Annotated in this window: 19 protein-coding genes; 8 read left to right on the plus strand and 11 right to left on the minus strand. The window is 72.1% G+C overall.

Annotated elements, in window-relative coordinates:
- Window positions 1–501, minus strand: coding sequence for a hypothetical protein (locus ACIOD1_RS11760; protein WP_365611941.1), 501 nt, complete (start codon window positions 499–501; stop codon window positions 1–3).
- A 380-nt stretch (window positions 502–881) separates the two neighbouring features.
- On the opposite strand from ACIOD1_RS11760, the gene ACIOD1_RS11765 reads away from it, so the two are divergent.
- The gene (locus ACIOD1_RS11765) at window positions 882–1,163 is read left to right on the plus strand and encodes a hypothetical protein (RefSeq protein ID WP_365611938.1); all 282 of its coding nucleotides are present in this window, start codon (window positions 882–884) and stop codon (window positions 1,161–1,163) included.
- 14 nt (window positions 1,164–1,177) lie between these two features.
- On the plus strand, window positions 1,178–1,705 hold the full coding sequence (locus ACIOD1_RS11770) for a toxin-antitoxin system, toxin component (RefSeq protein WP_365613344.1): 528 nt from the start codon (window positions 1,178–1,180) through the stop codon (window positions 1,703–1,705).
- Here ACIOD1_RS11770 and ACIOD1_RS11775 read toward each other — a convergent pair.
- On the minus strand, window positions 1,684–4,563 hold the full coding sequence (locus tag ACIOD1_RS11775; protein WP_401901744.1) for an ATP-binding protein: 2,880 nt from the start codon (window positions 4,561–4,563) through the stop codon (window positions 1,684–1,686). The two genes, ACIOD1_RS11770 and ACIOD1_RS11775, sit on opposite strands and share 22 nt — an antisense overlap.
- A gap of 101 nt (window positions 4,564–4,664) precedes the next feature.
- The gene (locus tag ACIOD1_RS11780; protein WP_401901746.1) at window positions 4,665–5,072 is read right to left on the minus strand and encodes an ACT domain-containing protein; all 408 of its coding nucleotides are present in this window, start codon (window positions 5,070–5,072) and stop codon (window positions 4,665–4,667) included.
- 26 nt (window positions 5,073–5,098) lie between these two features.
- Between ACIOD1_RS11780 and ACIOD1_RS11785 the strand changes: the two genes are divergently transcribed.
- A complete protein-coding gene (locus tag ACIOD1_RS11785; protein WP_401901747.1) occupies window positions 5,099–6,322 on the plus strand; it encodes a low temperature requirement protein A in 1,224 nt (407 codons plus the stop codon).
- On the opposite strand, the gene ACIOD1_RS11790 is transcribed toward ACIOD1_RS11785, so the two are convergent.
- The 6 genes from ACIOD1_RS11790 to ACIOD1_RS11815 form a co-directional block, all read right to left on the minus strand.
- Entirely contained in the window at window positions 6,307–6,783 is a 477-nt protein-coding gene (locus tag ACIOD1_RS11790) for a hypothetical protein (protein WP_401901749.1), read from the minus strand. The genes ACIOD1_RS11785 and ACIOD1_RS11790 overlap by 16 nt on opposite strands.
- Window positions 6,784–6,930: 147 nt before the next feature.
- Window positions 6,931–7,140 (minus strand): DUF397 domain-containing protein, encoded by a 210-nt coding sequence (locus ACIOD1_RS11795; protein ID WP_401902341.1) that lies wholly within the window; start codon window positions 7,138–7,140, stop codon window positions 6,931–6,933.
- Between the two features lie 131 nt (window positions 7,141–7,271).
- On the minus strand, window positions 7,272–8,447 hold the full coding sequence (locus ACIOD1_RS11800) for a thiolase domain-containing protein (RefSeq protein WP_401901751.1): 1,176 nt from the start codon (window positions 8,445–8,447) through the stop codon (window positions 7,272–7,274).
- Window positions 8,444–9,511, minus strand: coding sequence for a thiolase domain-containing protein (locus ACIOD1_RS11805; protein ID WP_401901753.1), 1,068 nt, complete (start codon window positions 9,509–9,511; stop codon window positions 8,444–8,446). The genes ACIOD1_RS11800 and ACIOD1_RS11805 overlap by 4 nt, the downstream gene beginning before the upstream one ends.
- Window positions 9,511–10,470: an OB-fold domain-containing protein gene (locus ACIOD1_RS11810; RefSeq protein WP_365611917.1), complete on the minus strand. Its 960-nt coding sequence runs from the start codon at window positions 10,468–10,470 to the stop codon at window positions 9,511–9,513. Before ACIOD1_RS11810 ends, ACIOD1_RS11805 begins: the two co-directional genes overlap by 1 nt.
- Before the next feature lie 129 nt (window positions 10,471–10,599).
- Window positions 10,600–11,400 (minus strand): crotonase/enoyl-CoA hydratase family protein, encoded by an 801-nt coding sequence (locus ACIOD1_RS11815; protein ID WP_365611914.1) that lies wholly within the window; start codon window positions 11,398–11,400, stop codon window positions 10,600–10,602.
- Window positions 11,401–11,575: 175 nt separating this feature from the next.
- Between ACIOD1_RS11815 and ACIOD1_RS11820 the strand changes: the two genes are divergently transcribed.
- Window positions 11,576–13,240 (plus strand): acyl-CoA synthetase, encoded by a 1,665-nt coding sequence (locus ACIOD1_RS11820; RefSeq protein WP_401901755.1) that lies wholly within the window; start codon window positions 11,576–11,578, stop codon window positions 13,238–13,240.
- Window positions 13,241–13,326: 86 nt separating this feature from the next.
- On the opposite strand, the gene ACIOD1_RS11825 is transcribed toward ACIOD1_RS11820, so the two are convergent.
- Window positions 13,327–13,860, minus strand: a complete 534-nt coding sequence (locus ACIOD1_RS11825) for a MepB family protein (RefSeq protein ID WP_365613339.1) — start codon at window positions 13,858–13,860, stop codon at window positions 13,327–13,329.
- 397 nt (window positions 13,861–14,257) lie between these two features.
- Here ACIOD1_RS11825 and ACIOD1_RS11830 point away from each other — a divergent pair, with 397 nt between their 5' ends.
- Window positions 14,258–14,614, plus strand: coding sequence for a carboxymuconolactone decarboxylase (locus ACIOD1_RS11830; protein ID WP_365611908.1), 357 nt, complete (start codon window positions 14,258–14,260; stop codon window positions 14,612–14,614).
- 62 nt (window positions 14,615–14,676) lie between these two features.
- Here the strand turns inward: ACIOD1_RS11830 and ACIOD1_RS11835 are convergent, their stop codons facing one another.
- Window positions 14,677–15,006, minus strand: a complete 330-nt coding sequence (locus ACIOD1_RS11835; RefSeq protein WP_401901757.1) for a hypothetical protein — start codon at window positions 15,004–15,006, stop codon at window positions 14,677–14,679.
- 355 nt (window positions 15,007–15,361) lie between these two features.
- Between ACIOD1_RS11835 and ACIOD1_RS11840 the strand changes: the two genes are divergently transcribed.
- The 3 genes from ACIOD1_RS11840 to ACIOD1_RS11850 all read left to right on the plus strand — a co-directional run bounded on the left by ACIOD1_RS11840 (window position 15,362) and on the right by ACIOD1_RS11850 (window position 19,678).
- Window positions 15,362–15,880, plus strand: coding sequence for a three-helix bundle dimerization domain-containing protein (locus ACIOD1_RS11840; protein ID WP_401901758.1), 519 nt, complete (start codon window positions 15,362–15,364; stop codon window positions 15,878–15,880).
- A 6-nt stretch (window positions 15,881–15,886) separates the two neighbouring features.
- On the plus strand, window positions 15,887–16,876 hold the full coding sequence (locus tag ACIOD1_RS11845) for a polyphosphate kinase 2 family protein (protein ID WP_401901760.1): 990 nt from the start codon (window positions 15,887–15,889) through the stop codon (window positions 16,874–16,876).
- A gap of 63 nt (window positions 16,877–16,939) precedes the next feature.
- Window positions 16,940–19,678, plus strand: a complete 2,739-nt coding sequence (locus tag ACIOD1_RS11850; RefSeq protein WP_365611898.1) for an HAD-IC family P-type ATPase — start codon at window positions 16,940–16,942, stop codon at window positions 19,676–19,678.
- Window positions 19,679–19,683: the final 5 nt, after the last annotated feature.

Genomic DNA, 19,683 nt, shown 5'->3' on the forward strand with positions numbered 1-19,683 from the left:
TCAGCCCTGCTGGAAGAGTTCGGCCGGGAGCGGCTTCAGCAGTGCGTAGAGGTCGTCCGTGATGGGACGGTCCCAGCTCGCGATGGTCACGAGGACGTTGTCGCTGCGGTCGAACTGGACGCAGGAGATCCGGCCCTCGGAGAGCTTGACCTTGCGCACGATGAGGAGGTTGTCGCCCTGCATGACGGGGCAGTCCTCCGAACCGGTGACCTCGACCTCCTCCTCGTTCTCCAGGGCGGCGAGGAGCTGCGCCACCTCGAAGGGGACCTCGCCCTCGGAGAGGTCCCGGGCCGGGGATCCCTCGGGGAGGTTGCCGATGATCATCGCGGGGCCGCGTCCGCCGAAGAGGTCGTAGCGGAGGAACACACCCTGGCAGCTGCCGTCGGCGGCGGGCAGGAGCCCGGCCCCGAGGTTGCCCGGCCAGTCCCCCGGGTCCATGGCCAGGACGTCGAAGTCCGGGCCGGCGGGGGTGGCGGCGCGGTGGCGGCGGAGGAAGGACATGTCGCCATGGTACGTGGCCGCGCGGGTTTTCCGGCGCCGGGGCCCCGCGCGGGGGCCTCCCCCCACGGACCGCGCCCGAAGATCGCGGACCTGCGGGTATGGGGCTTCCACACGGGGTACTCCTTACCCGTGTGGCGGTCCGGGCCGGTGGCCTGCGCGGGACCGGCGCGCGGGCGCTCACGGGGGCCGGGAAGGGCCCCCTTTTCCCGCCATCGCCCGCCGTCCTGGCTGTATCTTGCTGTTCGTCCCTCCACCGTCATTCGATCGTTTTCGATTCGTCAACGATCGAACCGGTGCCGTGGACCATGGCGCCCGGGGGTCTACGGTCACTCCGGGTGCGCGGACGGATCGGCCCTTCGGAGCAATGGGAGCACAGACGGATGACCGAGTCTGTCCTGTCCCTCGCCACGACACCCGCCCGGATACGGGCGCTCGCCGAGGAGAGGCAACTGGACGTGCACGAGATGACCCCGCGCCCCACCCTCCACTCCCTTGAGAACGGATCGGACGATCTGATGGCCGGCGACGATCCGATGGCCTGCCTCGTGGACCGGTACGGCCTGCTCTCCCTCTCCACCCGGGGCCGGCCGCTCACGCGGACCCAGGAGACCCTCCTCCTCGGCATGATCACCGGGATGCTGTCCGCGGAGGTGGTCCGGTGAACACCTCCCGTTCGATGCGCAAGCTGTGCGCCGCACTGACCTCCTCGCTGGACCTGGACGTCCCGGCCGACCCGCAGGTCCTCTTCCGCGCCCTCTGCGACGCCATGAGCCGCAGCCGCGGCGGTCGCCCGATCCTGCTGCGGTTCGAGCGGTTCCCCACCGAACTGACCACGTCCGGGCTGTGGTTGAAGATGGAGGACTACGACATCGTCGTGGTGGAGAAGTACACGACGCCGGACCACCAGTTGGTGATCCTCGGGCACGAGCTGTGGCACATGAAGGCCGGCCACTGCACCGCGCACGGCGCCGGCGCGGCGGCCGCCGCCCGTTCGCTGCCGGACGCGTCGGACCTGACGTACGCCAGTGTCGCGGCGCGCTCGCACTACGGCGACGTCCAGGAGATCGAGGCGGAGAGCTTCGGTCTGATGCTCGGCGACAAGTGCCGCTCCTGGTTGACCGGCGGCAAGCCCGGCGGGGTCCGCCGCGACGACGTCGCGGGGCGCATCGGCGACGCGCTCGGCTACCGCGGCCCGATGGGCTGACGGCCCGATCCCGTCCCCGCGCCCGCTCGGCTCGCACCGCGGGCGAACGCCGCCAGGGCGTCGGACAGGCCCGAGGGGTCCGTACCGAGCTTGCGGCAGAGCGCGGCCAGTTCGGGTCCCGCCGGTTCGGTGTCACCGCGTACGGAGTCCTCGCCGGCGCGGAGTTCCTCCGGGGTCGGCTCGTCCTCCGGATCGGATCCGTAGGGCAGGGCGCCGCCGAGTTCGAGGAGCAGGTCGGTCAGGCTCGCGGTGAGGCCGACGGCCCCGCACGCACGGCTGGTCAGCAGGGCCCGGGTGAGGACGTCGGGGTCGCGCAGTTCCCGGCCGAGGGCGGCGAGCGCGCCGGCGAGTTCGTAGGCGGCCGGGGAGGTCTCCAGCAGGGCGACGGCCTCGGTGAGCAGGGGGACGCGGTCCTCGGGCGGGGCCACCTCGGCGGCGACCCGCAGGGCCTGTCCGACGGCGGAGGGCGCACCGAAGGCGCGGGCCCTGCGGACGGCCTCGCCGGCCAGGTTCCGGGCGCGGACCGGGTCGTCGGGGGCGACGGCGCGGGCCAGGTGGAGGCGCCAGGGGCACCAGGCGGGGTTCTGAATCCCGCGCGGGGTGAGCCGGCGGTCGACGGCCTCCAGTTCGGCGGCGGCGGCCTTGCGGTCCCCGAGGGCGAGGAGCAGTTCGGCGTAGACGGTCTGGGAGTCGGGGAAGACGACGGCGGCGGGGAAGGGCTCCCCGTACTCGTGCTCACGGGCCAGCGCCCAGGCCTCGTCGACCCGGCCGCGCGCGATCAGGGTGGTGACGAGGATGGCGATGGCGTACCAGTGCACGGGCGTACGGCGTCCCACGCGCTCGGCGAGGCGCAGGCCGGCGCGGGCGAGTTCCTCGGCTTCGACCAGACGCCCGCGCCGGTAGCGGATGTAGGCGCGCAGGCTGTAGGCGAAGGAGAGGTGGGCGCCGTGCCAGCCCTGGCGTTCGAACTCGGCGGTGCCGGCCTCGAAGAGTTCCTCGGCGCGGCCGGGCCGGTCGGCGTACATGTGGACCATGGCGACGAGGACGGGGACTTCGAAGCCCCGGTCGGCGTAGGCCCAGCTGAACGGAGTCCGCAGGACCCGGTCGGCGTGGTGGAGGACGATCTCGACGGGCTCGCCGCGCAGGCAGGCGTCCCAGGCCCGCAGTCCGATGACGTAGCGCTCGGTGAGGTCGCGGCCGGTGAGGTGGTCGGCGAGTTTGGCGAGGCGGCGGGAGCGGGCCGGGGAGTCGGGTTCGGCGGCGTTGAAGGCGTCCCACATGAACTGTTCGGACTGCAGGCGCAGTCGGGCGCGGGCGTCCTGGGTGTGCGGGATCTCGGCGGCGAGGAGCGAGGAGGCCTCGGCGAGGTGGTCGCTGTGGGAGAGGACCTGGGCGAGGCGGATGACGATGCCCTGGCGCAGGGCGTCGTCCTCGATGGGTTCGTCGAGGGCGGCGGTCAGGTGGTTGACGGTGTTGGCGGGTTCGGTGAGGAGGGAGGCGCAGCCCAGTTCGTAGAGGACGGCGGCGCGTTCGTCGAAGTCCGGGGGTTCCTGGAGGGCTCGGGCGAGTTGTCTGCGGGCGGCCTCGGGGGCGCCGGCGCGGAGGTTCTCGGCGGCGGCCTGGCGCAGGACGCGGACCACCCAGGGGTCGTTCTCGGGCTGGGTCTCCATGAGGTGTCGGGCGGCGGCGGAGGGTCCGAGTCCGGCGTCGACGACGGCCTGTGCGGTCTTGCCGTGGAGGGCGACGCGCAGGGCGTCGGGGATGGCCCGGTAGAGGGAGGTGGCGATGAGGGGGTGGACGAAGTCCAGTCCGCCCGCGTCCCCTTCGGCCGGGGTGGACAGGATGCGGGCGTCGCGCAGGCGTCCGGTGGCGTCGGTGGCCTCCTCGGCGCCGAGGCCGGCGACGCGGGCCGCTATCTCGCGCGGGACGGCGGTGCCGAGGACGGAGCAGGCCCAGGCGAAGCGGACGGTGGAGGGGCCGAGGCTGTGCAGGCGGGCGACGAGGCCGTCGCCGCGCTGGGCGGCGGCGAGGTCGCGCAGCAGCGGTGCGCTGGCCGAGGTGGGGTCGAGCCCCTTGGCGCGGACCCGGGCGCTGAGTTCGACGGCTTCGAAGGGGTTGCCGGTGGTGACGGCCCAGGCCTCCTGGCAGAAGGCGTCCTCGGCGTGGTCGCCGACGGCCTCGCGGACCAGGGTGGAGACGGCGTCGGCGCTGAGCGGGGCCAGGCTCAGGGGGCGCTGTCCGGCCCGGCCGGGCAGGGTCCGGAAGGACTCGGCGTGCGCGGGCAGTTCGTCGGGGCGGTAGGCGACGACGATGAGCAGCGCGAGGTGTTCGGCGCGCGGGGCGAAGGCGGCGAGCCATTCGAGGGATTCGGGGTCGCCCCAGTGGGCGTCGTCGAGGACGAGGACGACGGGGGGCCGCTGGACGGTGAGGTGGGTGAGCACCCAGTCGAGTCCGTCGCGCAGGCCCTGGGGGTCGGGCGGGGCGCCTTGGCCGGGGGCGCAGAGGCCGAGGGCGGGTCCGACGATGGCGAACCAGCTGCCGAGGGTCTCGCGCAGTTCGCTCTCGGGGCGTCCGGCGAGCTGGGGTTGGATGAGTTGGCGGGCCACGTGGAAGGGCTGGGCCTGTTCCTGTTCGCCTCCGCGTGCGGCGAGGAGGGTGCAGGAGCGGGCGAGCGCGCGGCGGCGCACCTCGGCGAGGAGCGTGGTCTTGCCGAGTCCGGCCGGGCCGGAGAGGGCGAGCAGGCCGCCCCCCGCGTCGGGTCCGGGATCGGTGAGCCGTTCCAGGGCCTCGTCGACCGTGACGAGTTCCGATTCGCGTTCGAAGAGCGTGCGCCGTGTGCGGCTCCGGCGGTCCGTCATGGCTGGTACCCCCCAGGCCGGTTCGGGGCCTCAGCGTACGCCCGCGTATGCGCCGGGGAAGGACTCCGGTCGGGAAAGATCGGAATCTTTTTCGGATTTCGCTATTCCGCCGAACGTGTGGCCAATTCCTCCAGGACGGAGACGGCCTCGGCGGCCCGGTCGGCGGCCACGAAGAGGTGGTCGTGGTGGTATCCGGCGATCACGTTGCAGCTGAGGCCGTGCGCGGCGAGCGCGGCGGCGAAGGCTCCGGTGAGGCCGACCGCGTCGAGGGCGGAGTGGATCCGCAGGGTGATCCAGCCGGCCGTGTAGGAGTACGACAGTCCGGCCGCGTCCGCTTCCTCCTGACGCAGGACCAGGGTCAGCCCCTCGGCCTCGCGGACGGTGGCCACGGGGGCGAGGCCGGTCGGGGGCTCCGCGTCGACGGGGAGGGTGCAGAAGACGTACCGCCCCTCGTTCAGCTCCGGGCGCATGCCGCTCAGCAGTTTCCGCAGGTCGCTCTCTCCGCTCATGCCCACACCCTACCTATCATCCCGATATGACCGATTCCACGGATCCGGCGGTGGCCCCGGCGGACGCCGAGCCGGGCGAGCGGCACGCCTCCTGGCTGGAGCTGTTCTTCGACCTGACGGCGGTGGCCGGGGTCGCGCAGCTGGCACACCTGTTGCACGGTGGTCCTTCGTGGCCCGATCTCGGTCTGTACGTCGTGATGTTCGTGGCGTTCTGGACGGGCTGGATGCTCTTCACGGTCTACGGGAACGTCAGCGGTGACGAGGCCCGCGTGTGGACCCTGCTGGCCGGGATGTTCGGGCTGGCGGTGATGGCGGCCGCGGTGCACGGCGTACGGGAGGGGACCCAGGCGGGCGCGTTCGCCCTCGCCTACGTCCTGGTGCGCTCGGTGGCCGGGAAGGCGTGGGGGCGGCGCCGGGAGTACGTGGCCGACCTGCCGATCACGCAGATGGGATTCGGGCTGACCCCGTGGATCGTGTCGATGTGGTTCGACGGCGCGGCCCGTTACGCCCTGTGGGCGCTGGGGCTGGCCGTCGACCTCGCGGTGATGTTCTCGGTGTCCTCGAAGAGGCTGACGGCGCGGGTCGACGAGGAGTACGCGCAGACGGCCGCGCGGGGTCGCGGGGCCGGCCGCGCGGTCCGCCTGCGGGCGGCCTACACGGACCCCGCCCATCTCGGCGAGCGCCTCGGCCTGTTCGTGCTGATCGTGCTGGGCGAGGGGATCGCGCAGGTGGTGTCCGCGGCCTCCGACATCCCCTGGGACCGCGCGCTGTACGGGGCGGGCGCGGGCTCCTTCGTCCTGCTGATCCTGCTGTGGGAACTGTCCCTGCGGCACGGGTCGGGCGGGGTGCCGCTGCTGCGCGAGAACACCCTGCCGACCCGGCTCTCGCTCCCCCTGCACAGCTTCGTGGCGGGCTCGGTGGCGGCGATGGCGGCGGCCCTCGGGGACTGCGTGGCCCACGCCGACGAGGCGGTGCCGGAGCGGGTGCGGTGGCTGCTCTGCGCGGGGCTGGCGGTGTTCCTGCTGGTCGCGGGGGTGGCGCTGGTGTGCTCCGGGCGCGGTGCGGGGCGGGCCCTGCTGTGGGCGGGCCCGCCCGTGGCCCTGGTGGTGGCGGTGGGCGGGCTCGCCCGTGAGGTGCGGCCCGGGCCGCTGGTGTGGCTGTTGGTCCTCGCGGCGTGGTGGCCGGTCCTGCTGCGCCTGCGCTTCGACCGCCCGGCGGCTCCGGCCGCCCCGGATCACATGTCGTCGTAGGCCCTGCGGCGCCACCAGGGCCGCCGGTCGCGAAGGCCCTGACGTTCGGGCCGGTCGTCCGGTGGCGGAGCGGGATCGGGCAGGGTCCTGCGTCGGAACTCCGCGTCCAGGGGGCGCAGTACGCGACCCAGCGCGGTGGCGGCCCGGGGCGGGAGGGAGTGGTGGAGGCCGCCCAGTTCGTCCCGGACCACGGCGACGTCGTCGAGGGCGCACCCCGGGCACGCCGGGCACTCGGAGGGGGTGAGCAGGAGCCGACCCCCGGGGGTGCCCAGGAAGGCGCGGTAGCGGTACAGCAGGTCCACGGTCCGCCGCGCCTCGTCGCGGCCCACCCAGTGGACGTACGCGCTCGCCTCGGGCGGCAGCCGGTCCACGGGCGGCAGGTCCCTCGCCCAGGCGGGCGGGCGGCGCCCGTCGTACGTTCCCCGTTCGGCGCGCAGCGCGCCGGGCCGTCTACGCGGCATCGGCCTTTCGGCAGTCGGTCGTCATGACCCCACCCTGCCCGATCGACCCGCGCCGGGCAACGGTTTCGGCGCCGGGCACCGTGCGGTCCCCGGCCGCGGCGGCGGCGCGGGCGCCGCACGGGTCCGGCCGGGGAGCGGGTGCGCCGGCTACGACAGGTCGAAGTCGTCTCCCCCGGCCTCCACCACGAACTTGCGCCACTCGTCCGGGGCGAAGACGAGGGAGGTGCTGTCGGGACGCGCGCTGTTGCGCATCGCGATGAACCCCTCCACGAAGGCGATCTGGACCTCACCCACCCCTCGACTGCCCGACTGCCAGTCCGCCCCGCTGAGATCCAGCTTCGGCTTGCCCCAGACCATGCTCTCGGCCACGTGCGTGCTCCTCCCGGTCGTCGTCCCGGGGGTCAGGGTAGCCATCGTGGCGGGTACCCGACAGGCCACCGTGTGTCACGCGCACCGTGGCCGGCGGCCCGCCGCGACGACGGCCGCGGTCAGGAACCCGGCGGCGTGTCCCCCACCAGCCACATCGCGAAGAACTGGGCCCCGCCCCCGTACGCGTGTCCCATCGCCCGCCGCGCGTACGGCACTTGGTGTTCCCCCGCCTGACCGCGGACCTGGAGCGCGGCCTCCGCGAAGCGGATCATGCCGGAGGCGCCGATCGGGTTGGTGGACAGCACCCCGCCCGAGGGGTTCACCGGGAGGTCGCCGTCGAGTTCGGTGACCCCGGCCTCGGTGAGCTTCCAGCCCTCGCCCTCGTCCGCGAAGCCGAGGTTCTCCAGCCACATGGGCTCGTACCAGGAGAACGGCACGTACATCTCCACCGCGTCGATCTCACGGCGCGGATCGGTGATCCCGGCCTGCCGGTAGACATCGGCCGCGCAGTCCTTGCCGGCCTGCGGGGACACGAAGTCCTTGCCCGCGAAGAGGGTCGGCTCGCTGCGCATCGCCCCGCCGTGCACCCACGCCGGCGGCCGGGGCGAACGGGCGGCGCCGGCCCGGTCGGTGAGGACCATCGCGCAGGCCCCGTCAGAGGAGGGACAGGTCTCCGAGTAGCGGATCGGGTCCCAGAGCATCGGGGACGCCTGCACCTTCTCCAGGGTGATGTCGTGCTCGTGCAGGTGCGCGTACGGGTTCTTGAGCGCGTTGCGGCGGTCCTTGTACGCGACGAGCGACCCCACGGTGTCGGGGGCGCCGGTGCGCCGCATGTACGCGCGCACGTGCGGCGCGAAGAAGCCGCCCGCGCCCGCCAGCAGCGGCTGTTGGAAGGGCACCGGCAACGAGAGCCCCCACATGGCGTTGGACTCGGACTGCTTCTCGAAGGCGAGGGTCAGCACGGTGCGGTGCACGCGGGCCGCGACCAGGTTGGAGGCGACCAGCGCGGTGGAGCCGCCGACCGAACCGGCCGTGTGGACGCGGAGCATGGGCTTGCCGACGGCGCCGAGGGCGTCCGCCAGGTACAGCTCCGGCATCATCACCCCCTCGAAGAAGTCGGGGGCCTTGCCGATGACGACGGCGTCGATGTCCGCCCAGGTCAGTTCGGCGTCGGCGAGGGCGCGGGTGGCGGCCTCGCGGACGAGTCCGGCGATGGACACGTCGTGGCGGGCGGCGACGTGCTTGGTCTGGCCGATGCCGACGACGGCGACGGGCTCCTTGCCCGATGTGCTCATGCTCGGTCCCCTTCCAGGACGGCGACCAGGTTCTGCTGGAGGCAGGGGCCGGAGGTGGCGTGGGCGACGGCCCGGTCGGACTCGCCGCGGTGGATGCGGGCGGCGGCCTCGCCGATGCGGATCAGGCCCGCAGCCATCACGGGATTGGCGGCGAGGGCCCCGCCGGAGGGGTTGACGGCCACGTCCGCTCGGAGCCCCAGGGCCTTGCGCAGGACGACCTCCTGGGAGGAGAACGGCGCGTGCAGTTCCGCCGTGTCGACGGGTGCCTCGAAGACCCCGGCGCGCTCGGCGGCGAGGCGGGTGGACGGGGAGTCGGTCAGGTCCCGCAGGCCGAGGGAGTGCGCCTCGATGCGGTGGTCGATCCCGGTGATCCAGGCGGGCCGTTCGCAGAGCCCGCGCGCCACGTCCCCCGCCGCCAGGATCACGGCGGCGGCGCCGTCCCCGATCGGCGGGCAGTCCCCGGTGCGCAGCGGCGCCACCTGGTAGTCGCCCTGCGGGAACGCGCCGCGCAGTTGGGCGTGCGGGTTGGCCTCGGCGTCGGACCGGCTGCGGGCGCCGATGGCGGCGAGGGCGTCCTCGTCGGTCTCGCCCGCGTCGATCAGCGCCCGCGCCTGGAGCGCCGCCAGGGCCACCGAGTCGGGCCACAGGGGGGCGAGGTAGTACGGGTCGAGCTGGCGGGTGAGGACGTCGCGCACGGACCCCGGGGAGGACTTCCCGTACGCGTAGACGAGGGCGGTGTCGGCCTCGCCGGTCTGGATCTTGACCCAGGCCTCGTAGAGGGCCCAGGCGCCGTCCATCTCCACGTGTGATTCGGAGATGGGCGGCCAGGCTCCGACCCCGTCGAGGGTCATGGTGAAGGAGAAGGCCCGGCCGGCGAGGTAGTCGCTGGAGCCGGAGCAGGTGAAGCCGATCTCGCCGGCCTTCAGTCCGGTGGCGGCCAGCACCCGGTGCAGGACCGGCATGACGATCTCGACCTCGCTGAGTTCGTCGGTGCGGCGCAGGTGGTCGCTCTGCGCGAAGGCGACGACGGCCACGTCTCGCGCGTACCTGCTGGTGGTGGCCATCAGATGAGCTCCTTGTACGCGTCGTAGTCGGCGTCCGGCTCGCCGGTGGGCCGGTAGTGATCGGGGTGGCTCGCGCCCTCGGTCCAGACCGGTTCGACGCGCAGGCCCATCCGGACCTCGTCGTACGGGATCCCGCCGATCCGCGCGTGCAGGGCGAGGTCGGCGCCGTCGAGGGCGATGTGGGCGTAGACGTAGGGGACTTCGATGTCGAGGTTCTTGGCCTTGATGTTGACGATGCAGTAGGTGGTGACGGTGCCGGCCGGCCCGACCTCGACCCGGTCGGTGGTGGCGACCCCGCAGGTGGGGCAGGCCCCGCGCGGGGGGACGTACACCTTGTGGCAGGAGGGGCAGCGCTCGCCGACGGTGCGGCGCTCGGAGAGGCCGTTGATGTAGGCGGTCTGGGCGCGGCCGGGGCTGTAGGTGTAGTCGAGGCGGGCTTCGGCGACGATCCCGGTGACGGCGTCGGCGAACGTCCCGTCGTGCGGGGCCCCGTGCGCCGGGGCCTCCCCCCCGTGGGGCTCGAAGCAGGCGATGTCGGTGATGGCCCCGGCGCGGTCGGCGGCCCAGCGGATCCGTACCCGCATGCCGGTGCGGACGGCGTCGGGACCGGTGGCGTCCAGGGCGTGCAGGAGCGCGGTGTCGGCGCCGTCGAGGCGTACGAGGACCCAGGCGAAGGGGGTGTCGAGGGGCTGCTGGGGGCGGGGCTCTCCGTTCCAGGCCCAGGTGGTGACCGTTCCCGTCGGAGCGACCTCGACCAGCTCGCGGATCTCCTCGGCGGTGACGGGGTCGTACTCGGCGGGCGGCACCATCACCTTGCCGTCGGAGGTCCGCACCCCGAGGACGACGCCTTCGCGGAGCCCGGTGAGGAAGGCGCTCTGGACGGGCCCGAGGGACCGGGTGAAGGGGAACTCGACGACGAGGGGCGCGCGGAGCACCTCGGGTGGGGGCGCGGCTGTCATGGATGCTCTCCGATGCTGTGGGGAAACGACGAGGACGTACGGCTGCGCCCCCCGACCGGGGGCGGACGCTCCGGCTCACGGCGGACGCTCCGGCCGGGGCGGGGGGAGCGGAGCGCGGACGGGCCGTGCTCAGGCCCGGCGGTACACCGGCGGACGCTTCTCGGCGAAGGCCCGCGCCCCTTCCTTCGCGTCCGCGGTGTCGAAGACCGGCCACCCCCGCACCAGTTCGGCGGCCAGCCCCTCGCTCTCGGTGAGTTCGGCCCCCTCGTACACGGAGGCCTTGACCGCCTCCACGGCCAGTGGGCCGCACGCGTTGATCAACTCGGCCGTCTCCAGCGCGGCGTCCAGCGCCGTCCCCTCGGGGACCACCCTCCCGACCAGCCCGATCCGCGCGGCCTCCTCGGCGGCGTACGGCCGTCCGGTCAGCAGCATCTCCAGCGCGTGCGTGCGCGGGATCTGGCGCGGCAGGCGCACCGTGGAGCCGCCGATCGGGAACAGGCCGCGCTTGACCTCGAAGAGGCCGAAGGTGGCACCGGCTCCCGCGATGCGGATGTCCGTGCCCTGGAGGATCTCCGTCCCGCCCGCCACGCAGTAGCCCTCCACCGCGGCGATCACCGGCTTGCGCGGCCGGTGGTGGCGCAACATCGCCTTCCAGTGCAGGTCGGGGTCGGCCTTGAGGCGGTCGCGGTACCGCTCGCCGTCCATTCCGTTGCCCGCGAGCGCCTTGAGGTCCATGCCGGCGCAGAAGTCGCCGCCCGCCCCGGTCAGCACCACCGAGCGGATCGTGTCGTCCGCGTCCGCCTCCAGCCAGCCGTCGTACAGCCCCACCAGCAGGGGAAGCGAGAGCGCGTTCTTCGCCTCCGGCCTGTTCATGGTGAGCACCAGCGTGGCGCCGTGGCGTTCCGCGGTCAGGTGTTCGGTCCCACCCATTGCCGTCCTCCCGTCTCAAGACCTAGAACAGGTTGCAGTAGGGGCGGGTGCAGTTCAATAGTTTTCTGACACTCAGTCAGATTTCTTGGCGCACGCCCTTCCCCATTGGGTCGCACGCGGCTGTAATGACCGCCGAGCAGCCCAGCCATGGAGTTTTTCGGGGTCAGGAGGAACGGTGGAGTACAACCTTGCCGACCTGTTCGAGTCGGTCGTGGACGTGGTCCCGGACCGCGAGGCCCTCGTGTACGTGGACCACCCCGGGACGGGAGCCGAGCGCCGGCTGACGTACGCGGAGCTGGACGCCGCGGCGAACCGGCTCGCGCACCACCTGATCGACAGCGGACTCCGGCCCGGCGAGCACCTGGGGCTGCACCTGTACAACGGTGTCGAATACCTCCAGACCGTGCTGGCCTGCCTGAAGGCGCGCCTGGTCCCCGTGAACGTCAACTATCGCTACGTGGAAGAGGAGTTGGTCTACCTCTACAACGACGCCGATCTGGCCGCCCTCGTCTTCGAGGGCGAGTTCACCGCCCGGGTGGCGGCGGCGCTGCCGCAGACGACGCGGCTGCGCCACCTGATCCGCGTCGGATCCGTGCCCGAGGGCGCGCCGGAGCCCTCGGTGGTGCCCGTGCCGTACGAGGACGCGGAGGCGGCCGGCTCCCCCGGGCGCGGGTTCCCGCCCCGCAGCCCGGACGACCTCTTCATCATCTACACCGGCGGCACGACCGGAATGCCCAAGGGCGTCATGTGGCGGGCCGAAGACCTCTTCTTCGCCGGGCTGTTCGGCGGGGAGCCCTCCGGCGAGCCGGTGAATCGGCCCGAGGAACTGGCCGAGCGGGTCGCGGCGCGCGGCGCGGGCCTCACCTTCTTCCCCGCTCCCCCGCTGATGCACGGCACCTCCACCCTCACCTCGTTCATCGCGTTCAACTACGGGCAGCGCGTGGTCATCCACCGCAAGTACGCGCCCGAGGAGCTGCTGCGGACCATCGAGAAGGAGAAGGTGTCCAGCGTCTCGCTGGTCGGGGACGCCATGCTCCGCCCCCTCATCGACGCCCTGAACGGGCCGTTGAAGGGGACCGACCTGTCCTCGCTGTTCAGCGTCTCCTCGTCCGGCGCGATCATGTCGGAGACGGTGCGTGCGGAGTTCCAGCGACTGGTTCCCAACGTGGTGCTGCTCAACAACTTCGGTTCCTCGGAGTCCGGTTCCAACGGCAAGGCCACGGAGGACTCCGGTCCGGAGAAGGGCTTCCGGCTCCAGGTCAACGAGCGCACGCAGGTGGTGGACCCGGTGACGCACGAGCCCGTGGGCATCGGCGAGCCCGGACGCCTCGCCCAGCGCGGGTACGTCCCGCTGGGCTACTACAACGACCCGGCGAAGACGGCCGAGACCTTCTTCCAGAAGGGCTCCGAGCGTTGGGTGCTCCTCGGGGACATGGCGACCGTGGACGAGGAGGGCATCGTCACGGTGCTGGGACGCGGCTCGCAGTGCATCAACACCGGCGGCGAGAAGGTGTACCCGGAGGAGGTGGAGCAGGCCCTTAAGTCGCACCCGGACGTGTACGACGCGCTGGTGGCGGGGGTCGCCGACCAGAAGTGGGGCAGCCACGTGGCGGCCGTGGTCCAGGTCCGCACGGGGGCTCCGGAGCCGACGCTGGAGGAGATCCAACTGCACTGTCGCACCCGGCTGGCGGGGTACAAGATCCCGCGCCAGCTGGTGATCACGCCGACTGTCCAACGCTCCCCGAGCGGGAAGGCGGACTACCGCTGGGCGAAGTCGGTGGCCACGGAGGCGGACGCGGCCACGACCACAGCCACAGCCACAGGCACCACCACCGCTTGAGCCCCGGAGGCGACCCTCGCGGCAGGCGTCCCGCGCGGGACGGCCCTCGGACGAGTCGTTCCGATGTGATCAGCGGTCGTAGGTGATCAGCGATCGTGTGCGGGGCCGGCCGGTCGTGTGGTGGCGCCGGCGCCGTCCCGCGGGTGGTAAAGCTCTTGGGCGCGGGCCAGGTCGATGGGCCCGTCCTGGTGCAGGTGCAGGAAGAAGTCCAGCTGCCACGCCTGCGCACTGCCGGCCTGACGGTTGGTGGTGGTCACCCAGGGCGGGTAGACCCGGAAGGCTCGTTTCCCACCGGAACCGTTCGCCGACACGACACCGTGCCGGCGGAGCGCGTCCAGGGGAATGACGAACTGGCCGAGGTGGTGACGGTCGCGGGTGCCGATGACAAAGAGGTCGACGGGGTCCGCGGCGTCGAAGGGCTGGATGGGCCCTGCCGGGGACCTCTTCCAGACGGTGACGAACTGGCCGACCTTGGTGGGGGTCGTCTTGGCTGCGCGGAACCGGATGGAGAGGCCGTCAAGGGTGAATTCATGGGCGGCGTAAGCGGCACCCTCGGCTTCGGGCACCGGCCGCGAGCACGTGAACCCGCAGGGGTCGTAGACGAGCGTCCTCGCCACCATGAGATCTCCGTGGGCCGGGGCGGTGTCCGACCACGGTTCGGGGTGGAGATCGGATGAGTACTCGCGGTTCGTCGTCATTCGCCCACCCTGTCACGGGCGCCAAACGCAGTCGTCAGAAGGCTGACGGAGTACCCGGGAACGCGGGAAGGGCGTCCTCGCTCCGTGCCCGCGCGTGGGGAGGCTGCCTTTCGCCAGGGCGACCCGGCTCGGCGAGAACGCCGCCGACGGCCCCTCTGATCAGCCGTTGTCGGGGCCCACGCCAGCTGCCGTTCACCCGCACAGCCCAACGGGCACATGCCCGAGGGGACGCCTACGCTGAAACAGCAACTCGCCGACACGCCCCGCGGACAGCGGGCAGCACACCCGGCCCGGTCCAGCACCGAAAGGCGGTTCCGCCATGGCCACAAAGTCCGACGCCCCCGTTCTCGACACGCTCGCCGCGATGACCATCGACTCCATCGAACACTGCGGCATGGACGAGAAGACACTCATCACCACCCGCATCGCCGCGCTCGTCGCCATGGACGCACCGGCGATCTCCTACCTGGCGCACATCAGCCCCGCCGTCAAGGCCGAGTTCACCGTCGAGCAGCTCCAGGACGTGCTCGTCGCGATCGCCCCCGTCGTGGGCACAGCACGCGTCATGTCGGCCGCGGGCCACATCGCCCAGGCGTTCGGCGTCGCCATAGCACTGGCCGAAACCGAAGCCGAAGCCATGGCCACCGCGGAATCCGAGAGCCGCCACAAGATCTGACCTCATCGCGACCGGACACCCACGCCGCGCCAGGCGCGGTCGCCCTGAGGACGCCCCGAGGATCAGCCACCGTGCCCTGCACCGGCCGCACCCGGTCCGGTCGGTGGGAGGAGGAGCAGGGTCGCCGTCACCCACGGCTCGCGGGTCAGGGGGCCCTCGATGGTCAGCCGCAGCATTCCGGCTTCGGAGAGCCGCTGCAGGGCGGTGCGGACGATGACCGGGGCGGCCCCGAGGGCCCGGGCAGCGGGGTGGAGCGGGAATCGGACGGCGCACGCCGGGTCGCTCCATCGCGGACCGGTCGCGAGGTCCCAGAGCAGACCGGCCACCACCGCGCCCAGCGGAAGGCGCCGGGCTGCCAGCACCCAGTCCAATGCCCGGTCTTCAAACTCCACCGCATCCAACCGGCAGCCCTTCCGCCGGCTCTGCTCGTGCGCCGGCAGACCGGTCACTGCGACATGGCGGGAATTCTTCCTGCCAGTGTCCGAGACCGCGGCTCCCCCCGCCTCTCCGGAGGGACTGAACGAAGCCGGCTCGCCGCCGGTGCCGGGGCACGCGACACGGGACATCGTTGCGAGCCGCTGCTCTGCGCCCCAGCTCCCGCAGCCCCGGAGAGGTCACCGTCAGCCCCGTGCCGGCTCCGCTCCGGCTTCAGGAAGCGATCTTGCCAGGGCGAGCAGACAATGAGCGCGAGGGCCATCCTTACGCGATGCCGTGTGGTGTGACGCCACGGTCTGGAGGTCGTGGGGCGTGGAGTCCGAAGCCTTCCTGAGCGCAGAGCCGCGCGAGAGCGTCGGCGGGCCGCAAGATCTGGAATACGGAACGGACGGGCTGCCCCTCGCCCCTCTGCCGTCCGATGGGCTGTCGCGGCCCGTGCCGCGCGTCGCGCAGGCCGCGGGCGCAGACGGCCGGCCGGACGAGCCGTCCCCCGGTGGTCGGGACGAACGCGAACTCGTGTCCGTCCGGAACCTGGTGGCGCGGCTGAAGGCCGCCTATCCGCTGGTCGATGCGGCCACCGTCGAGGCGGTGGTCCGGACCGCCTACGCCTCGTTCGACCGGGCCAGGGTCAGGGCCTACATCCCGATTCTGGTCGAACGCCGGTCCCGGCAGGCTCTCGGTGCCGCGGGCGGCAGGGGCGCCGGCCGGGGGCCTTGCCCGGTGACCGCGTACGGGTCGGCCGGGAGCGTTACAGGAGCGGGTGGGGAACCGGACGTGACCGGCGGAGCCCGCTCGGAGGCGCCGTGCCCACCAGGACCGGAGAAGGGGTGACGGGTGATGTCGGACGAGACAGCGGAACGCATCGCGGATCTCATCGCGCCGCTACGGGTACGACCGGGGTCGAAGGTGGACCTGGAGCGGGACTTCGATCCCCGCTACAAGGGCGGTCTGAAGAAGCGGGACGGGGCCGAGCTGCTGCGGACCGGGGTGTCGCTGCTCGCCGAGTACCAGGAGCGGCTGGCCGCCCAGGACACGTACGGCGTGGTGCTCTGCCTCCAGGCGCTGGACGCCGGAGGCAAGGACGGGACGATCCGCCACGTGATGAGCGGCGTCAATCCCCAGGGCGTACGGGTCAGTAGCTTCAAGGTGCCCTCCTCCGAGGAACTCGACCACGACTACCTGTGGCGTTACAACCAGCGGCTGCCCACCCGCGGCGAGATCGCCATCTTCAACCGCTCGCACTACGAAGAGGTCCTCGTCGTGCGGGTCCACCCGGAGAACCTCGTGCGGCAGAAGCTGCCGGAGGGCTCCCTCGGGCCGGGCGTCTGGGACCGGCGCTACCGGGAGATCAACCGCTGGGAGCGGTATCTCACGGACAACGGGTTCAAGGTGGTGAAGATCTTCCTGAACCTGTCCAAGGAGGAGCAGCGCACCCGCTTCCTGAAGCGCATCGACCTGCCGGAGAAGAACTGGAAGTTCTCCGCGGCCGACGTCCGGGAGCGGCGCCGGTGGGACGACTACCAGTTCGCGTTCTCCGAGATGCTGTCGGCCACGAGCACGAAGTGGGCGCCGTGGTACGTCGTGCCGGCGGACCGGAAGTGGTTCGCACGGATCTGCGCGGCGGCGGTGCTGGCGCACACCCTCGACGAGATCGATCCGCAGTTCCCCGACGTGGGGGATCAAGCGCAGCAGGATCTCCTCGTCACCAGGCGGGCGCTGGAGCTGGAGGCCCCTGAAGGGGTCGCGGCCGATCCGTACGCCGAGCGGCATCCGTCGGCGGGCCGGACCGGCAAGCGTCACGGCAAGTCCAGGAAGAAGCGCGGCTAGCAGCCCTCGGATGGCGTGCGACCGGCCCGGATGCGTCCGCGGCCCCGGACAGGAGGCACCACCATGACGGTACGGTCGGATTCCGTGGGAGAACGGCCTGGGGCTGCCGGGGACGGTTGGTACACACGCTCTCCCGAGGAGGTCGTGGCGGCGTTCGGCGTCGATCCCGAGGCCGGTCTGTCCGCGGATCGGGCCGCGGAGCTCCTGACCGCGCACGGCCCGAACGCGCTGCCCGAGGAGCGGCGGACCCCGGCCTGGCGGCGGTTCCTGGTGCAGTACCGCAGTTACATGCAGATCGTCCTCGTGGCCGCGGCGGTCGTCTCGCTGGTCATCCAGGAGTGGACCACCGCGATCCTGCTGATCGCCCTGACGCTGCTGAACGCCGTCGTGGGCCTGCGGCAGGAGGGCAAGGCCGAGAGCGCGATGAACGCGCTGAAGTCGATGCTGAAGGCGACGGCGCGGGTGCGCAGGGACGGCAGGGAGGCCGAGATCCCCGCCGAACAGCTCGTCGTCGGCGATGTCGTGCTCGTCTCCGCCGGGGACCAGGTGCCGGCGGACGGACGTCTCATCCGGGCGAGCGCCCTGCAGATCGACGAGTCGGCGCTCACCGGTGAGAGCGTTCCCGCCGCGAAGGACACCGGGCCGCTGCGGGGCAGCCGACTGTCGCCCGGCGAACAGACCAACACGGCGTTCATGAACACCCCGGTCACCCACGGAAGCGGCCTCATGGTCGTCACCGCGACCGGCCCGCAGACCGAGCTCGGAAAGATCTCCGGGATGCTGTCGGCCACCGAGAAGGAGGTGCCGCCGCTCACCAGGGAGCTGGACCGGCTGACCCTGTGGATCACGGGGGCGGCGGGCCTCACCATGATCGTGATGTTCGCCCTGGGACGCCAGCGGGACCAGGCCTGGGACGTCCTGTTCGTCAGTGCGGTCTCGCTTGCCATCGCCGCCATCCCCGAGGCGCTGCCGACCGTGACCCAGGCGATCCTCTCCGTCGGCAGCCTCAATCTGGCGAAGCGGAACGCCATCGTGAAGGAACTGCCGTCGGTCGAGACGCTGGCGTTCACGTCGGCGATCAACTCGGACAAGACCGGCACCCTGACGATGAACCAGATGACCGTCGTCGAGGTGCTGAGCCCGACGGACCGGTACACCGTGTCGGGGACGGGCTACGGGCTCGAAGGGAAGGTCCATCATGCCGCGGGGTCCGCCGCGGGGGTCGAGGACGCGATCCTGCCATACGTGGTTGCCAGTGACGCGAAGCTGGTGGGCGGCGCGGTGGTGGGCGATCCCACCGAGGGTGCGCTGCTGGTGCTCGCGCACAAGGCGGGCTTGGACACGGATGACACCAGGGACGCCCTTCCCCGGCTCGCCACCCTTCCGTTCGACCCCGAATACAAGCTGATGGCGACCTTCCACGCGGCGGCCGATGCCTCCGGGCGGCAGGTCGTGCGCTGCTTCGTCAAAGGTGCGGCCCCGGCGGTGATGGCGCGGGCGACCACCGCGCTGGCGGCGGGCGAGACGATCCCGTGGGACGCCGATCTGCTCGGCCGTGCCGAGGCGCAGAACGAGCGGATGGGCGGCGAGGGGCGCCGGGTGATGGCCGCGGCCACCCGTGACCTGGACCCGGCCGGGTTCGACCCGGACGGCGACCTGCTCGCGTACGTCACGGATCTGCGGATGACCAGCCTGGTCGGCATGGTCGATCCGCCCCGCGAGGAGGCCAGGACCGCGGTGGCCGACGCGCAGGCGGCGCACATCCGGGTCCGTCTGGTGACCGGGGACGACGTCACCACCGGGGCGGCGATCGCCCGGCAGATCGGCATCCCGGGCGAGGCCGTGCTGGGCGCCGATTTCGCCGCCATGAGCGAGGAGGAGCAGCTCGCCCGCATCGAGGCGATCGGTGTGGTGGGGCGGGTCGCCCCGGAGCACAAGGTGCTGCTCGCGAACACCCTCAAGAAGAAGGGCGAGGTCGTGGCGATGACCGGGGACGGCGTCAACGACGCGCCGGCCATCAAGGCCGCCGACATCGGCATCGCGATGGGCAGCGGCACGGACGTGGCGAAGAACGCCGGGCGCATGATCCTGTCCGACGACAACTTTTCCACCATCGTCTACGCCGTGGAGCAGGGCCGGACGATCTACGACAACCTCACGAAGTACATCCGGTTCGTTCTGCTCCTGCTGGTCACGTTCGTGCTGACGTTCCTGGGGGCGACCGTCTTCAACATCGCCGCCGGTGAGCCGTTCACCCCGCCGCAGGTGCTGTGGATCCACTTCGTCGTCAATGCCTCGTTCGGCTTCGCGCTCGGCTTCGACCGGGAGAGCGCCGGGCTCATGCGGCGCCGGCCGCGTCCGCGGGGTGAATCGGTGCTCACCCGGTCCGTGCTGATCACGGTCGGGCTGGGCGGGCTGGCGGTCACCGTCCTCCTGCTCGGGCTGATCAAGCTCGGCGAGGCCCACTACGACAGCGTCGCGGTCGGCCAGTCGATCGCGTTCACGGCCTTCTCGCTCTGTCTGGTCGTGGCCGCCTTCGAATGCCGCAGCGAGACGGAATCCGTGCTGACGACGTCGACGTTCGACAGCAAGCAGATGAACTGGGTCGCCTTGGCCCAGGTCGTGCTCTCCGTGCTGGTGACCCAGCTGGACGGCTTCCAGCGCATCCTGGGGACGACCGAGATCGATGCGCGGCAGTTCGGCTGGGCGCTGCCGGCCGCCGTCGCGCTCCTGCTCGTGTGGGAACTGGGCAAGCTCGTGGCCCGCCGGTCGAAGGCGGTGTCGAGGATGTCCGGTCAGTGACCCTC

The organism is Streptomyces sp. NPDC088097 (assembly GCF_044741845.1).
In the GTDB taxonomy this organism is placed as follows: domain Bacteria; phylum Actinomycetota; class Actinomycetes; order Streptomycetales; family Streptomycetaceae; genus Streptomyces.

Excerpts from the sequence above, each read along its gene's own strand:
- ACIOD1_RS11825 (WP_365613339.1), bottom strand. The coding sequence starts at position 13,860 with ATGGTGGCGAGGACGCTCGTCTACGACCCCTGCGGGTTCACGTGCTCG.
- ACIOD1_RS11770 (WP_365613344.1), top strand. The coding sequence starts at position 1,178 with ATGCGCAAGCTGTGCGCCGCACTGACCTCCTCGCTGGACCTGGACGTC.
- ACIOD1_RS11795 (WP_401902341.1), bottom strand. The coding sequence starts at position 7,140 with ATGGTCTGGGGCAAGCCGAAGCTGGATCTCAGCGGGGCGGACTGGCAG.
- ACIOD1_RS11805 (WP_401901753.1), bottom strand. The coding sequence starts at position 9,511 with ATGGCCACCACCAGCAGGTACGCGCGAGACGTGGCCGTCGTCGCCTTC.
- ACIOD1_RS11775 (WP_401901744.1), bottom strand. The coding sequence starts at position 4,563 with ATGACGGACCGCCGGAGCCGCACACGGCGCACGCTCTTCGAACGCGAA.
- ACIOD1_RS11785 (WP_401901747.1), top strand. The coding sequence starts at position 5,099 with ATGACCGATTCCACGGATCCGGCGGTGGCCCCGGCGGACGCCGAGCCG.
- ACIOD1_RS11845 (WP_401901760.1), top strand. The coding sequence starts at position 15,887 with ATGTCGGACGAGACAGCGGAACGCATCGCGGATCTCATCGCGCCGCTA.
- ACIOD1_RS11810 (WP_365611917.1), bottom strand. The coding sequence starts at position 10,470 with ATGACAGCCGCGCCCCCACCCGAGGTGCTCCGCGCGCCCCTCGTCGTC.
- ACIOD1_RS11765 (WP_365611938.1), top strand. The coding sequence starts at position 882 with ATGACCGAGTCTGTCCTGTCCCTCGCCACGACACCCGCCCGGATACGG.
- ACIOD1_RS11815 (WP_365611914.1), bottom strand. The coding sequence starts at position 11,400 with ATGGGTGGGACCGAACACCTGACCGCGGAACGCCACGGCGCCACGCTG.
- ACIOD1_RS11790 (WP_401901749.1), bottom strand. The coding sequence starts at position 6,783 with ATGCCGCGTAGACGGCCCGGCGCGCTGCGCGCCGAACGGGGAACGTAC.
- ACIOD1_RS11830 (WP_365611908.1), top strand. The coding sequence starts at position 14,258 with ATGGCCACAAAGTCCGACGCCCCCGTTCTCGACACGCTCGCCGCGATG.
- ACIOD1_RS11760 (WP_365611941.1), bottom strand. The coding sequence starts at position 501 with ATGTCCTTCCTCCGCCGCCACCGCGCCGCCACCCCCGCCGGCCCGGAC.
- ACIOD1_RS11780 (WP_401901746.1), bottom strand. The coding sequence starts at position 5,072 with ATGAGCGGAGAGAGCGACCTGCGGAAACTGCTGAGCGGCATGCGCCCG.
- ACIOD1_RS11850 (WP_365611898.1), top strand. The coding sequence starts at position 16,940 with ATGACGGTACGGTCGGATTCCGTGGGAGAACGGCCTGGGGCTGCCGGG.
- ACIOD1_RS11800 (WP_401901751.1), bottom strand. The coding sequence starts at position 8,447 with ATGAGCACATCGGGCAAGGAGCCCGTCGCCGTCGTCGGCATCGGCCAG.